This is a genomic window from Pseudomonas sp. MF7453 (genome assembly GCF_016405455.1).
Lineage (GTDB): Bacteria > Pseudomonadota > Gammaproteobacteria > Pseudomonadales > Pseudomonadaceae > Aquipseudomonas > Aquipseudomonas paralactis.
The window spans coordinates 134984-150870 of sequence record NZ_JAEKCN010000001.1; the positions used below are offsets into that span (position 1 = coordinate 134984).

The following is a 15887-nucleotide window of genomic DNA, read 5'->3' on the forward strand; positions in this document are numbered from 1 at the left end:
CATCACTGATCTCCCTTGTGGGAGCTGGCTTGCCTGCGATGGCGGTGTGTCAGTCACCGAAAATGTTGGTGATCTGCCGCTATCGCAGGCAAGCCAGCTCCCACATGGGAACGGTGTGAAACAGTCAGTTGGTGCGGGCCCCCTGGTTGATCCAGGTGCCAATCAAATCCCGCTCCTGCTGGGTCATCTGGGTGATGTTGCCCAGCGGCATGATCTGGCTGGCCACGGCCTGCGCTTGAATCCGCGCGGCCTGCTGCTGGATCTGTGCCGGTGTGTCGAACATCACCCCAGCCGGGGCGGTGCTGAACAGCGGGCTGGTGGGCTTGGCCGAGTGGCACACGGTGCAGCGTTGCTCGATCACATGGTGTACCTGACCGAAGTCCGTGGTGGCCTGGGCGGGTGCCGGTTCAGCGGCGGGTGCTGACGGCGCTGCGGGTTTCAAACCACCGCCCAATGCGGTTTCCGGCAGCGGCTGATACTCGATCGCCGCCGGTGCCTTGGCAATCGGTTCGGCAGGCTTGGGCCCGGTCACATACGCCAGGCTGATCATTGCCAACGCGCCCACCGGCAAGGTCCACGCATACTTCTGGCTGTCATGCCGGGTATTGAAGTAATGCCTTACCAACACCGCCGCCACGGCGATCCCGGCCAGGATCAGCCAGTTGTATTGGCTGCCGTAGGTGCTCGGGAAGTGGTTGCTGATCATGATGAACAGCACCGGCAAGGTGAAGTAGTTGTTGTGCCGTGAGCGCAGCAAACCCTTGGCCGGCAGCGCCGGGTCCGGTGTGCGGTTCTCGGCGATGGCCGCCACCAGCGCACGCTGGGCGGGCATGATGATGCGGAACACGTTACCGACCATGATCGTGCCGATCACCGCGCCCACATGCAGGTAGGCGCCACGGCCGCTGAACACCTTGCTGAAGCCATAGGCCGCTGCAATCAACAGCACAAACAGGATCAAGCCGAGCAGGGCAGGGCGTTTGCCCAGGGCCGAGTCGCAGAGGAAGGAGTAGATGAACCAGCCGGCGAACAGTGAGCCGATGCCCAGCAATACGCCTTCGGTGCCGCTGAGGCTGCTGCCGGGGGCGAGCAGGTACAGCGTCGGGTTGAGGTAGAACACCACGCACAGCAGCGCGACGCCCGACATCCAGGTGAAATAGGCTTCCCATTTGAACCAGTGCAGGTTGTCCGGCATGGTCGGCGGGGCCAGTTTGTATTTTTCCAGGTGGTAGATACCGCCACCGTGGATCGCCCACAAGTCACCGGCCAGGCCGTTTTTGGGGTTGACGCGATTAAGGTTGTTTTCCAGCCAGACAAAGTAGAAAGAAGCGCCGATCCAGGCGACGCCAGTGATCATGTGAACCCAGCGCACGCTCAGGTTCAGCCATTCCAACAGATGTGCTTCCACAGTCTTTACCTCTCGCCTGTCACCCTTGTTGTCGGGTGATCAGACCTTCTCTTATTGGTGGGGGGCGAGGATCAAACGCTCATCCTCTTTGAAAAAATGCTCATCGCAGTTATTGCCTGTGCCACTGCGATCAACCACCAGGAAGTCATCCCGCTTTTCGATCGTCAGCACCGGGTGGTGCCAGACGCCGCGATGGTAATTAATGCCCTGCCTGCCGTTGGTAACGAAGGCGCGGACCAAGCCCGATACAGGTTCATCGCCAAGTGGCGCGACCACGATCAGAAAGGGGTTGCCGAGCAGCGGTATAAAAGCCTGGCTGCCCAGCGGGTGTCTCTCCAGCATGCACACGGTCAGCGGCATGTCCTGCGCGTCGGCGCGGAAGATGCTGATAATGGCGTGGTCTTCCGGCTTCGCGGTTTCGACCGTGGCCAGTTTGTGAAAGCGCATGGTCGACCCGTTGTTGATCATGAAGTGATCGCTGCCATCGGTTTCGATAACGTCTCCGAAGGGGGCGAAGGCTTCTTTGGTCAAAGGTTCGATCATCAGTGTGCGCATGGCTGTCTTCTTATCCGAATACTGTGTTGTTTGTTCTATTGCTATCGCGGGCAAGCCCGCTCCCACATTTGGAATGCATTCCCCTGTGGGAGCTGGCTTGCCTGCGATGGCATCACCGCTTATTTCGACACTTTGCCCAGCACGCGCAGGCGACTCACACCACCATCCGGGAACACGTTCAAGCGGATGTGGGTAATCGGCCCCAGCGCCTTGATCTGCTCGGCGAAGGTGTGTTCGGCGTGCATTTCCAGTTTCTGCGCCGGCAACAGTTCACGCCAGAACAGCGACTGGGTTTCGACCTGGCTGTCGGTGCCGCCTTTCACGAAGGCGCCCTGGATCGAGCAGGTGTCCGGGTAGTTGCCCTTGAAGTGCAGGGTGTCGACCACGATTTTCTCGATCTCGCCCGGGTGGCCCAGGGCGACGATCACCCAGTCATTGCCTGGCGTGCGACGACGTGCGGTTTCCCAGCCATCGCCCATGTTGATGCCGCGGCCCGGGTTGAGGATGTTGCTCATGCGGCCGAAGTGTTCGTCGGAACAGGCCAGGGCACGACCGCCATTGAGCGCGGCGGCCAGGTCGACCTGTTCGTTGTCGCCCACCGAAGACCAGTCGCGGAACGGCACGCCGTACACACGCAGACGGGCCACGCCGCCATCCGGGTAGATGTTGAAGCGCAGGTGGCTGAACGCCTGGTCGTTGTTGATCTCGTGGTAGTGGTGGCTGTTGCCTTGCAGCTCGACGGCCGACAGCACTTCCACCCACTGGGTGTTGGCATCCGGCTCGCCCGAGGCCAGGAAGCAGGCTTCCAGGGAGGCCGACGGCGGGAAGTTGCCGGTGAAGAATGAAGTGTCGATGTCCACGCCTTTGATCGAACCCGGCACGCCCAGGCGGATCACCGCACTGTCGTAGCCTTCGAAGCGCTTGCGGCGTGACTCCCAGCCGTCCATCCACTTGCCGTTGTCATCGAAAACGCCCTCCTTCCACACGGCCGGTGTCGGCTGGAACAGGCGGTTGGCGTCAGCGAACCAGTCATCGGTCACCGAGATGATCTTGGTGCCCAGGCGGGCGTCGGCCAGGTTGACGAACTTTTCGAAAGGTACGGCGTAAGCTTTCATTCTTCTTGTCTGCCTTAGATAGAGTGGCTGGGGATGGACTGCTAGAGGGTCAGTAAACGGAACAACGCGATCTTGTTGATCTCGTCCAGCGCGCACTTGAACTCGGCGTCCGCAGAGTTGTGGATGCGCGTTTCGAACGCGGCGAGGATCTGATGCCGGTTGCTGCCTTTTACCGCCATGATGAAGGGAAACTTGAACTTGGCTTTGTAGGCCTCGTTCAGCTCGGTGAAGCGAGAAAACTCTTCGGCCGTGCATTGGTGAATACCCGCGCCCGCTTGTTCATCGGTGCTGGCTTGGGTCAGTTGGCCCTGGACGGCAGCTTTTCCGGCCAGGTCCGGGTGAGCATTGATCAGCGCCAGTTGCGAGGCGTGATCAGCACTCAACAGGATATCGCTCATGCGCTGGTGCAGGGTTTCGATCTGGTCGATCGACGCGTCCTGGCCCAGGTCGAAGGCCTTTTCGGCCACCCATGGCGAGTGTTCGTAGATGTCGGCAAAGGCCTGGACGAAGGCGTCGCGGCTCAAGGTCGAAGGTTTGAGGGTTTGGAACGCAGTCATTTCGCCGCTCCCGGAAAAGGGTGGGTTTGGTGCCAGTGACGGGCGATGTCCACGCGGCGGGTGAACCACACCTGTTCATGGCCTTTGACGTATTCAATGAAGCGCTTGAGCGAGGCCAGGCGTGCCGGGCGGCCGATCAGGCGGCAATGCAGGCCGATCGATAGCATCTTCGGCGCTTCGGCGCCTTCGGCATACAGCACGTCGAAGGCATCCTTGAGGTACTCGAAAAAGTCATCGCCCTTGTTGAAACCCTGCACCTGGGTGAAGCGCATGTCGTTGGTGTCCAGGGTGTAGGGGATCACCAGGTGCGGCTTGCCGTTGGGGGTGTTGGGTTCCCAGTAGGGCAGGTCATCGTCGTAGGTGTCGCAGTCGTACAGGAAGCCGCCTTCCTCCATCACCAGGCGACGGGTGTTGGGGCCGGTGCGACCGGTGTACCAGCCCAGTGGGCGTTCACCGGTGAGTTCGGTGAGGATGCGGATGGCTTCGAGCATGTGCTCGCGCTCCTGGGCCTCGTCCATGTACTGATAGTCGATCCAGCGGTAGCCGTGGCTGCAAATCTCGTGGCCGGCGGCGACCATGGCGCGGATCACATCCGGATGACGCTGGGCGGCCATGGCCACAGCGAAGATGGTCAGCGGGATGTCGAATTCTTTGAACAACTTGAGGATGCGCCACACACCGGCACGGCTGCCGTACTCATACAGCGACTCCATGCTCATGTTGCGCTCGCCTTGCAGCGGTTGGGCCGAGACCATTTCCGAAAGGAAGGCTTCGGACTCTTTGTCGCCATGCAGGATATTGCGCTCGCCGCCTTCTTCGTAGTTGAGTACGAACGACAGCGCAATGCGTGCCTTGCCCGGCCAGTGGGGGTGAGGAGGGTTACTGCCGTAACCGATCAGGTCGCGTGGGTAGTCAGCGCTCACTGCAGTCTTCCTTCTTGTTCGTGGTAGCAGATGTGTGTGGCGTCCGGGCAGTGAAATGACTGAGTGGCGTCACAGCGATGAGTGATTGTATACAACTTATTGCGAACTTTGTAAGCCTGCATTTCTGCATTTTTTCTGAACGGTCTCTCTGCGGGTCTCTGCAAGAAACTTGCCTGCGTGGTCAGGTTAAAATGAAAAAGCCCACTGCAGGAGCGAGCTTGCTCGCGAATAACCTGAGGGCGCCACGTTTCACCCTGAAAGCCCGCGTCATCGTTGGCGTTTTTCGCGAGCAAGCTCGCTTCCACGGGGGATTGGAAGGCTGTTGAATTTATTGTGTACAATTTTTCTGAAAAGTGTCTTAATCAGCCATCGCCGGCTTTTTCACTGCCCTGAAAGAGTGCGGGTTTCTCTATGACTGACTTCGGGAGGCGCATAAACGCCATGGGACGTTTAACCACACACGTTTTGGACGCCGCGCACGGTTGCCCCGGCAGCGCAATCAAGGTTGAGCTGTACCGCGTCGAAGGTGCGCAGCTTGAGCTGGTCGCTACCGCTACAACCAACAGCGACGGCCGCTGCGATGCGCCGCTGTTGCAAGGCGACGATTACCGCAGCGGTGTCTACCAGCTGCAATTCAACGCCGGCGATTACTACCGCGCCCGTGGCGTGCAATTGCCGGAGCCGGCTTTCCTGGATGTAGTGGTACTACGCTTTGGCATCAGCGCCGAGCAAGAGCATTACCATGTACCCCTGTTGATTTCGCCTTACAGCTATTCCACCTATCGCGGTAGCTGAGTCGTCACCTCGCTTCATACCCCCAAATGCTCTTCGTTGGTTTCGCCCGCGCACACTGCGGGCTTTTTTTCGCCCGTGGTGTGTTCAACTATCTAACGCCTTTTGAGCCGCTACGCTGCCTAGGCTGGTGTTTGTCCTTCCATCAAGAAGAAAGCACCATGACTTCAGCCATCGGCAACATCTATTCAGATGATCCGGATATCGCTGCCGAACGCCTGCAGCAGATGCGCGATCAACTGACTCGGCGCATCAACACTCATCCCCAGCCCGGCCGCCTGATCAACCAGCTCGCGCAGGCCGACCGGCGGTGCGTCGATTCGACCAGAGCGCTCGCCCGCTTGATAGGTCATGCGCCCCGGGTTCTGGGCGTGATTCGTGCCGCGCTGCGCAAGGAATTTGAAATTGACCCTGACAGCCTGCTGTTTACCCAGGCGGCATTGCCGGGGGCGGCCGCCAAAGTTGACAGTTTGACCGACCGGGCGCTGCTGTCGCTGGCATTGCCTTCGGTACCGGACAATCTCAATCAATTCACCTCCTTGAGTGTCAAGGGCGATCCAAACCGTCGGCTGCCGTATACGCCTTTGCAGGTGTTGCGACGCATGATCGCGATGAACCTGCTGGAGCGGTTGCCTCAAGCGGTCACGGAATATTGGCAGGCCTTGGCGCATGGATCGTGGCACACACGTCAGGAACGCTGGGCCGAATCATACGCCGCAGCTTTTGCCGAGCAGGCATTCATGGCACGGCAACTGGACGAGATATCACTTGCGGGAATGACGCTGGTCCAGCAATTGGTGGATGCCCCCGACACCGAGGCGCGCCAGCGCGCCGGGGGCAGTTGGGCCAGCGTGCGGGTAAGCCAATTGATGTGGCCAGGCTTGCCGGCAGTCGCGATTCCCGGGGCACTGCATATTTATCGAGACGGCGACCCCGAGGGCGCGCCGCATGTGATTTATCTGCCGGGCGTGGCCCGCCATTTTTACGAGTACCCGTCGTTCTTCTCGCTTCAATGCGGCCTGTTGGCGTTGGCCGGTCAGACGCTGTTCGATGAACTCTGGCAATGCTTGCCATTAAAGCGTCGTCACCAATTATGCCGACCCGATCACCTGAGCCCAGCCTCCGTTGTCGTGCGTGGCGCGGCGGTGACGGAGGATGCGTTGGCGCTGAGCGCCCGGGCGTTGCTGGATGGCCAGTGGGCGAATGAGTTGGCCTGCGCGCTGGCGATCAATCACGCACATGTGTTCGCTGCAAGCAGGCCGCGGCCTGAAACGTTGTCGGCCACGGCCTTTCTCCGTTCGATCGAGCAAGCTCGCAAACGGCTGGCAGGCAGCGCCCGGCTGCACAACGTGTGCGACCAATTACTTACCTGGGACCGGCAACGACGGGAGCCAGAAATCCTGTTTGCCAGTGCGATGCCCGAGCTGGCCCGGCTTACGGCAGAGCAACAGGTCAAACGCTATGAAAAAGGCCTGGTTGCGTTGCTTAACCAGGATGATCCGAGTGCGCAGAGCGCGGCGTTTGAACAGGTGTTGGCGCTCGAGCGTCAGCGCAAGGAGCACACGCAGGTGTTGAGCGCACAGATCAAGGATGCGCAGCATCAACTGTTCGATTTGCCGTTCTGGCTTGCGCGCCCTGGGGGAGGGCGCAGGCGTGCTGCGCTGTTTTTGCGCGCCCAGGTCGAAGCATTGCGCTGTGAGGTTGAGTTGCAACACCAGCTCAAGCTCATATCCACGGCGCATCGTGACGTGATTAGCGAAGTGCTGGACCAGCCTGCAGCGCGCAAACGCCCTGGCAGTCGAACCCAGGTGCTGTCGGTCTCGGTGGGCAGCGCGCCGGATGCCTTCTATCCGCTGCATAACGTGTGGGTGGTGACGCGAGTGACTGCGCTGAAAAAATCGGCAGGCGCAATTCCGGTGGTGCTGTATGCGTTTGGAGGCTATGGCGGGCTTATGGCTTTTTCCGGCCTGGAGGCGCTGACGCAGGGGCTCAAAGCGACACTGGGCAGCAGTGACTATTCCAGGTTATGGGGTTGTGTCGAACGGGATAAGCTCCACGACTTGCGCGCCCATGCGGTGCGCAACACGCTGGCTGTGCGTTACGAGCCTGTCGACATCAGCCCCACGGGTCTCTCGCTGAAAAACCTGGTGATGTACTACGCAGGTTTGAGCAAACGCATCGGTGGCATGGCGGGGCTTTTCGGCGAGGTGAAGGATGCGATGGTCAGCCGCTTGTTGTGGGTGGTCGAGTTGCACCAACATCTCGCGTTTCCTCCCAACCATGCCTTGAGCCAGGCGTTGGCCAATGTGGACGTGCTGCGTAAAGTTGCGCTTGAGATGAAAGAATCTCCACCGTGGCTGGCCAGCGCAACGCGTACCCAGCTCAAACAATTCCAACGCCTCAAGCGCAGGTACCTGGGCAGTGCCGTTGCCGCTGAAAGCGGGCTCGTGCAGATCCTGCCTGACCTGGACACCTTCGCCCGCAGTGCGTTGATCGCTCGTTTGACTGAAGACGGTTTTTACCCGGAACTGGACATCGACAAGCCGTTGATCGACTTGCCGGATGACACCTACAGCAGTTTTTGTGGCCACGAAAGTCGCTGCACGCCGGGCGATCGCAAAGTCATCGTGACCCCCAGCCTCAAACGCCACACGTTCAGTATGCTGCAACTGGCGTTGCATAACCTTGACTCGCAAGCGCCCTGGACACGCCCGCGATTGACACGCGGCCGCTATCTGCAACCGCAGTGGCGCCAGCGACTGAACGCCGATTATCTGATCAACACCGTGTCTTCGCTGGATATCGGCGGTCATTACGCGATACGGGCCCACCGTGCATTTTACCCTGCGGGGGCGAGCGGTCAGAGGGAAGAGCGTATCCCTGTGCTGATAAATCGCACGTTGCGGGACTGCGCGCAGATGCAGCTTTTTTCGGCGATCGCCCAGGGTTTGAGCGCCCAGGCGCAGAGCCTGTTCAAGGTTGCAATGGCAGCCCGCACGGCTGAAGACCTGTTAAAGAACGGGCATCGGCTGACGCTGTTCGTGGTACATCTGGTAGGGCACACGATGCTGCACGATCGTTACATCGCAGGCATTGTGGTGATGGCGGACCAGGCCAGCGGACGTTGCGTGGTTTACTGGCCGGCCGCGCCCCACGCGTTGGTCATCAGCGAATACACCAGTGTGGGAGTAGCCCTGGCGGCGCTCAATCGTATGGCGGCAGCGCCCGATTACGTTAAGGTTCTGGCGCGACAGGTTGCACCGGGTTGGGCATTCGAGGCCATCGCCCATAACGTCGATGCAACGAACAAGAACAGCTCGATTTATTACGTGGACTATATCCTCGCCGGTTTTTCATTCGTCGCAGGTGTGTGGAAGAGCTATGAGTTTTTCCGCTCATTCAAAATCACGCACCTTGAGCCTACGCCAGCGGTCAGTGAAATCGAAGAGCTGATCCACGAGCAGATTGCCAGTGCACCGTCGAACTGGTTGGCGGTGGTGCCCACCACCTACTGTGACGCCATGGCACTGCTGTATGCGGCCAGCTCGCTGGAGCTGCAAGGGCGGGTTCAAGCCGTCAGTAACTCCAGCTGGATGTTGGCGACTTATCGGGTTCAACGTCTTGAAGAGCAGAGCGAGGTCACCAGGCGCGGGTTGCTGGGTATTTTGATTCCGTTATTCGGTAAGGCTAACGACTTCCATGATTTGCTGTTGGCTGCCCGACGCTATCATCGCTTTGGTGACCCTAACGATGCCGTGGATGTGGCGTTCATGACCCTGTTTCTGGCGGTCGAACTGGCGACAGACTTTGCGCCTGTTCCCAAAGTGAGGGGCGGTAAGATCATAGGTATGCGTTCGCCGATGAAGGTTCTGAGTCGTATCCGTCGCTTGCCGATGGCAATACGTAGTCATTTGCCCAGCGCGTCTTCGTCGCTGGTGACGCAATCGAAGCTCTTGGACCGTTTCAGAATCAAGGGTAAGCCTGAGGGCGCCGTAGCGTTGAAAGGGCCGGGCAGGCAAGGCGTGCATGTCAAGAACGGCGAGCAGTTCGTTGCGGACAATACGCACCATTACCCGGTTTACCAGCGTGAAAACGAAGAGGTATTTCGCCTGCGAAATAGCCGGGAACCGGGGCTGGATGAGTTGGTCCTCAACATTCAAGAGCCTAAAGAGTGGTTGTTGGGCATGAATGCGCCACAACCTGGGCCCAGCTCCGGGGTGCATAACCCATGGCCCGTTTCCCCATTGCCGGATTGGCAACCCCCTCGTACACGCACGGCTACCGAGAACCGGATTGTGCAGTCACGTACAACGGATACTCAGTGGCTGAGTTGGCGTGTTCAAGTCCAACCCAGTCAAATTGTGGACTTTCCGGCGGCTGGCGTGTTTGAGGTAGGCGTGGGTCCCAGAGGTTCTGAGCTCAATGCCAGGTTTTTACGCGTGGCTCCTCCTTATACCGCCATCCAGGATCCGAACAGCGGTTTCTACCGGATGCTCCCGCAGGGTGATCGTGCACCGTTGAACGGCCTGGTGTTTATCACCCGAAATGAGCCACCGGGGCGATCCGCGCTAGCCGATATCATGCGCTGGACAAGCACTGATATTCGCGACCAGCCTATTCCCGTATCACGCCTGCCTTCAGGGGGGTGGCAAAATCATCCGGCACTGTTCGACAGGCCGTTGAGGCAGTATGTGACCATGGCCTTTCCCACCCTGACGAATGACGCTCGAACGTTTGCCGTCATAAGGTTGGTTGAATTGTCAGGTCCTTCCCGGGCTGCCACGGCAAGCCATTTGCTTGACATCCGCGCGACGCTGGACGAATGGCTACCCGCGCCTCCTGCGAGGAGCGGTCAAACGGATGATTTACTCCGGATGTTGCGACCTAATGAACGGCGCAGCGAATATCTATACATCGGTTTTGAAGGCAAGGCGCCCGGCTTCACGCGTGTAGACTTCATACCGCCTCATCCGTTAGACCCGAGCCTGCAATATGCTGTCACACCGGTCAGGACGCAGAGGCTTGAAGCAGAGCGCGCCGCCGTCAGAACCGTGTTGGAGCAGCAGGGTTACCGCATTGTGGACTTGTCTGTGCGACGCCCAGGGTTACCTCCTGGAGAAAACAGTATTGAATCAGTCGTGACTCATCCCCGTTCGAGCACAATTTACTACGTGGCCTACCAATGGTTTGAGATAGGGCGAATTAGCGTGAGAACGAAGCTTTCGGACAAGTGGGTTCGGGTAGCCATCAACTCCCACCCTGACTCGGCTTTATTAAGGGCGGTTGACAACGCGATGCAAGAACAACGCTTGGTGCGGATTGTGGCCGGTATCCAGTGGCCCACAAAGGGCCAGCTGGCCCCCACTGTTTATTTCGTCAAATTGAACCCTTAGCGTTGATGAGAGCCATTGCACCGGCGCCGCCAAACAGCGCAGCGCTGGTGCGGTTGAACCAGCTCTGGCCCGAACCGCTGCGCAAATACCGCGCGGCGCCATGGGCGCCCAAGCCGTAAGCCAACTTGCATAACAGGTCGAGCACCGTCCAGGTGGCGATCATGATCAACAATTGCGGTAAAAACGCCTGCTCGGCGCTGAGAAACTGCGGCAGGAAGGCCGCAAAAAACAGGATGTCCTTGGGGTTGCTGGCCCCCAGTACGAAGGCCCGGCCAAACAACGCACCAAAGCGCGGCACCGCCGGGGACTGCGGCACTTCGGCGCCTGCGCTCGGCAGGCGCGATTGCTGCCAGCTTTGCCAGGCGAGGTAGAACAGGTACAGCGCGCCGACGATCTTCAGTGCGCTGAACAATTGCTCGGATGCCAGCAATAGCGCGCCGAGGCCAAGTGCCGAGGCGCTCAGCAGGCAGATCGAAGCAAATACGCCGCCCAGAAACGCCGGGTAAGAGCGGCGCAGGCCGAAGTTGAGGCTGTTGCTGATCATCAACAATGACAGCGGGCCGGGGATCAGGATCACCACCAGCGCAGCGCCGCTGAACAACAGCCAGGTATCCAGGTTCATCTACAGTTCTCCCTTACGTGCAAAAGCCCCACCCGAAGGTGAGGCGGTTTTTCAGCCCTTCCTGAACTACAGAAAGATGAACTTGGCGATAAAGATCGCGCACAGCACCCACAGGCTGATGGAAATCTCGCGGTACTTGCCGGTGCCGGCCTTCAACGCCACATAGGTGATAAAGCCCAGGGCGATTCCGTCGGCGACCGAAAATGTCAACGGCATCATGATCGCGGTCACGATGGCCGGGATGCTGTCGGTGGCTTCATCCCAATTGATATGGGCCATGCTCGCCATCATCAGCATTGCCACGTAAATCAACGCGCCCGCCGTGGCATAGGCGGGAATCATGCCCGCCAGCGGCGCGAAAAACATCGCCGCCACAAACAGCACGCCTACGGTCACGGCAGTCAAGCCGGTGCGGCCGCCGGCAGCGACACCGGCAGCGCTTTCCACATAGCTGGTCACAGGCGGCACGCCAACCATGGCGCCGAACACGCTGGAAGCACTGTCGGCCTTTAGCGCACGAGACAGGTTGTCGATCTTGCCGTCTGCCTTGACTAGCCCTGCGCGTTGGGCAACGCCCATCAGTGTACCGGCAGTGTCGAACATGTGTACAAAAAGAAAGGCAAATACCACGCTTATCATGCTCACATTGAACACACCCATCACGTTCATGGCCATCCAGGTCGGTGCCAGGCTCGGTGGGGTAGAGAGAATGCCGTTGTAATGCACCAGGCCCAGGCCCCAGCCCGCCAGGGTCACGGCGATGATACTGATCAGGATCGCGCCGAATACGCGGTGGTAACTGAGGATGGCGATCAGCAGGAAGCACACCGCCGCCAGCAGTGGGGCGGGTTCATGCAGGGAGCCGAGCTTGATCAGAGTGGCCGGGCTGTCGACGATGATGCCGGCGGTTTTCAGGCCGATCACCCCCAGGAACAGGCCCACGCCCGCGCCCATGGCATGACGCAGGCTGACCGGAATACTGTTGAGCAACCATTCGCGGATACGCGACAGCGTCAGGATCATGAACAGCACACCCGAGACAAATACCGCACCGAGGGCGGTTTCCCAGTTGTAGCCCATGGTGCCGACCACGGTGTAGGTGAAAAACGCGTTCAAGCCCATGCCCGGCGCCAGGCCAACCGGCCAGTTGGCGTACAGGCCCATCAACAGGCAGCCCAGGGCGGCGGCGATGCAGGTGGCGACGAAAGCCGCGCCGTGATCAATACCGGCGTCGGCCATGATGTTGGGGTTGACGAAGATGATGTAGGCCATGGTGATGAACGTGGTGAGGCCGGCGATCAACTCGGTCTTCACTGTGGTGCCATGCAAGCGCAGTTTGAACAGGCGCTCCAGCCAGCCGCCTCGGGGCGCGACCAGATCCAACGTAGGGGCTTCGGTTTTACGGCTATCCACAGCGAGTACTCCTCAATCGTTTTATTGTTATGTCCAGCGCCGGTCACATGAGTGGGCGACAGCGCTTTGAGGTACCGGCGGGCTTTGTTGACCAAAAGGTCAGGAACTCGCACGAAGCGAATTATGCTTTTGTATACAAATAAAGCAAATAATGTTTTCGATTATCTGGGCGAAAAGGGATGAAAGGCCCAGGCCAAGGGATTTATTCTGCACGACGCCTTGAAACAAGCCTTCGATACCCGCACCTTGTGGGCGCAAGCATTCGGTCAGCGCGGCGAAAAAGGGGAGCCCCATGTACAAGGTTTATGGCGATTACAAGTCGGGCAATTGCTACAAGGTCAAATTGATGCTCAATCTGTTGGGCATCCCGTATGAATGGATCGATATCGACATCCTCAAGGGCGATACCCAGACCCCGGCGTTCCTGGCCAAGAACCCCAATGGCAAGGTCCCGGTATTGGAGCTCGAAGACGGCACCTGCCTGTGGGAATCCAATGCGATTCTTAATTTCCTCGCCGATGGCAGCGAATTTCTGCCGACCGAACCGCGCCTGCGCACGCAAGTCCTGCAGTGGCAATTCTTCGAGCAATACAGCCACGAGCCCTACATTGCGGTGGCGCGCTTTATTCAGTTTTACCTGAACATGCCCGAGGATCGGCTGGAAGAATACAAGACCACCCACAAAGGCGGTTACAAGGCCTTGAGGGTGATGGAGCGTCAGCTTCAAGCCACGCCTTATTTAGTGGGCGAGCAATTTTCCATTGCCGATATTGCGTTGTATGCCTACACCCATGTGGCCCATGAAGGCGGCTTTGATCTGGCGCCGTATCCTGCGGTGCAGGCGTGGTTGCAGCGCGTGGCCAGTCATCCCAAGTACGTGGCGATGCTCGACTGACTCCCTCGGTCCAATGTGGGAGCTGGCTTGCCTGCGATTGCATCACCTCGGTACATCTGCTGCACCGCGGTGCCCGCATCGCAGGCAAGCCAGCTCCCACATTGACCGCAGCGGGCTTCAGATCGCTGCGAAGCGCTTGTCCAGGTAGTCGATGATCACCTTGGAGTCGTACATCCAGGTGGTTTGGCCGTTCTCTTCGATGCGCAGGCACGGCACCTTGATCTTGCCGCCTTGCTCCAGCAGGGTCTGGCGGTCCTGCTCGTTGTTTTTCGCGTCTTTAAGGGCTACCGGCACGTTCAGGCGATGCAGGGTGCGGCGCGTTTTCACGCAAAACGGGCAGGCGTGGAACTGATACAGCGTCAGCGCTTTGGCCGCTTCGTTCACTTGCGCCTGTTGTTCGGCAGGGCGTTGCTTTTTGCGTGGACGGGTCAGGAAATCGCCGGCGATGATGATCTGGCCGAGGCCCACTCGAAGTGCTTTGACGAACATGGCTGTTACCTCTTGCCCATAACTGAGGGGGCGCAGCTTACCTGATTTCTGCAGGCGAAAAAAAACCGGCGATGAACGCCGGTTCTTTTCTGCCCCGCCCGTTACTTGATCAGGCTGAGGAATTCGCTGCGAGTGGCCGCGTTGTCGCGGAACTCACCGAGCATCACCGAGGTAATCATCGACGAGTTCTGTTTCTCCACACCGCGCATCATCATGCACATGTGCTTGGCTTCGATCACCACGGCCACGCCCAGGGCGCCGGTCACTTCCAGCACCGCATCGGCGATCTGGCGGCTGAGGTTTTCCTGGATCTGCAAGCGGCGCGCGTACATGTCGACGATGCGTGCGACCTTCGACAGGCCCAGCACTTTGCCGCTTGGGATGTAGGCCACGTGGGCCTTGCCGATAAACGGCAGCAGATGGTGTTCGCACAACGAGTACAGCTCGATGTCCTTGACCAGCACCATTTCGCTGTTATCGGAGCTGAACAAGGCACCGTTGGTGACTTCTTCGAGCGTCTGTTCATAACCGCGGCAAAGGTACTGCATCGCCTTGGCGGCACGCTTTGGCGTGTCGAGCAGACCCTCGCGGGAGACGTCCTCGCCGAGTTGGCCGAGAATCTCTGTGTAATTCTGTTCCAGGGACATGAAACTACCTGTGGGATTTTCGCAAAGCGCAAGGTTACGGTGGCGGGCACATCGCTGCAAGCCTGACGATGGCACTTTACTCGTCGCGGCCTTCGAGCATGGTGCGCTTGAGCATCACATACACCGCACCGGCGCCGCCGTGGCGGGCCTGGCAGGAGGTAAAACCAAGCACTTGGGCATGTTGACGCAGCCAGGTGTTGACGTGGCTCTTGATCATTGGCCGCTTGCCATCCAACCGCACGGCCTTGCCGTGGGTCACACGCACACAGCGGATTTCGAATTTGGTTGCTTCGGCGAGGAAGGCCCACAGGGTTTCCCGGGCCTTTTCCACGTTCATGCCGTGCAGGTCGAGGCTGCCTTCGAACGGGACCTGGCCGGCCTTGAGCTTGCGCATCTGGCTTTCCTGCACGCCGTCGCGGGCCCACATCAGCTCGTCTTCGGGGCCGACGTCAATCACGAACTGATCCGACAGGCCATCCACGGTGGTGGCATCGGTGCGCACGGTCGCGGCCTGGCGCAGCTTGGCGATCTGCGCCCGGTCGGCCTTGGGTTTGCCGGTGTCGGCGCGGTCGTGCTTGATCGGCTTGACGCCGCGCAGCTCGTTTTTGAACAGGGAAAAATCGTCGTCTTGCATGTCAGCCTCCGCGAAGGGCGGGCAGTTTACCTAAATCGCGGCGGCCAGGGCGTAGCAAACGCTATCCAAGCGCCATCAGTCGTGCTTTTTCATCAGATGCGAGGCGATATTCAACGACAAGGGCTGGCGCATCCGCCGACGGCTGCGGCGCCATAACCATACGCCCAACCACAGCACCAGCAGGCCGATCACCAGCAGAATCGCCGAGCCGCCTGGGCTGGCATTTAATTCGCCCAGTGCCGGCGAGTGCCCAAACAGGCCGGCGCCACCAGCGCCCGCCAACAACAAACCTATGATCGCCAGCAACGCGGCAATGCCCGCCACCAGGCGCAGACGCCAGTTGCTCGGGCCCTTGGGGCGCAAGCGACGAGCATCAAAACCATCGGATATCTTCATTCCGACCTTTCCTCCAGGGTATCGGCCCTTCGACCGGACAATACACAG

The 15887-nt window shown here is 59.4% G+C and carries 14 protein-coding genes; 3 read left to right on the forward strand and 11 right to left on the reverse strand.

Going from position 1 to position 15887, the window contains the following annotated elements:
• Window positions 1-124 precede the first annotated feature (124 nt).
• From JFT63_RS00580 to puuE, 5 genes are all read right to left on the reverse strand, one after another.
• Entirely contained in the window at window positions 125-1408 is a 1284-nt protein-coding gene (locus JFT63_RS00580; protein WP_186558490.1) for a urate hydroxylase PuuD, read from the reverse strand.
• A 51-nt stretch (window positions 1409-1459) separates the two neighbouring features.
• The gene (locus tag JFT63_RS00585) at window positions 1460-1963 is read right to left on the reverse strand and encodes an ureidoglycolate lyase (protein ID WP_003192823.1); all 504 of its coding nucleotides are present in this window, start codon (window positions 1961-1963) and stop codon (window positions 1460-1462) included.
• 119 nt (window positions 1964-2082) lie between these two features.
• The gene (alc, locus tag JFT63_RS00590) at window positions 2083-3078 is read right to left on the reverse strand and encodes an allantoicase (RefSeq protein ID WP_198843181.1); all 996 of its coding nucleotides are present in this window, start codon (window positions 3076-3078) and stop codon (window positions 2083-2085) included.
• Between the two features lie 41 nt (window positions 3079-3119).
• The gene (gene uraD / locus JFT63_RS00595) at window positions 3120-3635 is read right to left on the reverse strand and encodes a 2-oxo-4-hydroxy-4-carboxy-5-ureidoimidazoline decarboxylase (protein WP_047711477.1); all 516 of its coding nucleotides are present in this window, start codon (window positions 3633-3635) and stop codon (window positions 3120-3122) included.
• On the reverse strand, window positions 3632-4558 hold the full coding sequence (gene puuE, locus JFT63_RS00600) for an allantoinase PuuE (protein ID WP_057700857.1): 927 nt from the start codon (window positions 4556-4558) through the stop codon (window positions 3632-3634). The genes uraD and puuE overlap by 4 nt, the downstream gene beginning before the upstream one ends.
• A gap of 441 nt (window positions 4559-4999) precedes the next feature.
• Here puuE and uraH point away from each other — a divergent pair, with 441 nt between their 5' ends.
• Window positions 5000-5353, forward strand: a complete 354-nt coding sequence (gene uraH, locus JFT63_RS00605; RefSeq protein WP_034126134.1) for a hydroxyisourate hydrolase — start codon at window positions 5000-5002, stop codon at window positions 5351-5353.
• Window positions 5354-5511: 158 nt separating this feature from the next.
• Window positions 5512-10743: a dermonecrotic toxin domain-containing protein gene (locus tag JFT63_RS00610; protein ID WP_233102179.1), complete on the forward strand. Its 5232-nt coding sequence runs from the start codon at window positions 5512-5514 to the stop codon at window positions 10741-10743.
• On the opposite strand, the gene JFT63_RS00615 is transcribed toward JFT63_RS00610, so the two are convergent.
• Window positions 10727-11365: a LysE family translocator gene (locus tag JFT63_RS00615; RefSeq protein WP_034126136.1), complete on the reverse strand. Its 639-nt coding sequence runs from the start codon at window positions 11363-11365 to the stop codon at window positions 10727-10729. The genes JFT63_RS00610 and JFT63_RS00615 overlap by 17 nt on opposite strands.
• A gap of 66 nt (window positions 11366-11431) precedes the next feature.
• Window positions 11432-12778, reverse strand: coding sequence for an NCS2 family permease (locus JFT63_RS00620; RefSeq protein ID WP_198843182.1), 1347 nt, complete (start codon window positions 12776-12778; stop codon window positions 11432-11434).
• Window positions 12779-13070: 292 nt separating this feature from the next.
• On the opposite strand from JFT63_RS00620, the gene JFT63_RS00625 reads away from it, so the two are divergent.
• Window positions 13071-13673, forward strand: a complete 603-nt coding sequence (locus JFT63_RS00625) for a glutathione S-transferase family protein (RefSeq protein ID WP_034126138.1) — start codon at window positions 13071-13073, stop codon at window positions 13671-13673.
• A gap of 117 nt (window positions 13674-13790) precedes the next feature.
• Here JFT63_RS00625 and JFT63_RS00630 read toward each other — a convergent pair whose 3' ends face one another.
• The 4 genes from JFT63_RS00630 to JFT63_RS00645 form a co-directional block, all read right to left on the reverse strand.
• Window positions 13791-14162 (reverse strand): glutathione S-transferase N-terminal domain-containing protein, encoded by a 372-nt coding sequence (locus tag JFT63_RS00630; RefSeq protein WP_057700853.1) that lies wholly within the window; start codon window positions 14160-14162, stop codon window positions 13791-13793.
• A 101-nt stretch (window positions 14163-14263) separates the two neighbouring features.
• Window positions 14264-14809 (reverse strand): GTP cyclohydrolase I FolE, encoded by a 546-nt coding sequence (folE, locus tag JFT63_RS00635; protein WP_057700852.1) that lies wholly within the window; start codon window positions 14807-14809, stop codon window positions 14264-14266.
• Window positions 14810-14885: 76 nt separating this feature from the next.
• Window positions 14886-15443, reverse strand: coding sequence for a Smr/MutS family protein (locus JFT63_RS00640; protein WP_057700851.1), 558 nt, complete (start codon window positions 15441-15443; stop codon window positions 14886-14888).
• A gap of 75 nt (window positions 15444-15518) precedes the next feature.
• Window positions 15519-15839: a hypothetical protein gene (locus JFT63_RS00645; protein ID WP_057700850.1), complete on the reverse strand. Its 321-nt coding sequence runs from the start codon at window positions 15837-15839 to the stop codon at window positions 15519-15521.
• Window positions 15840-15887: the final 48 nt, after the last annotated feature.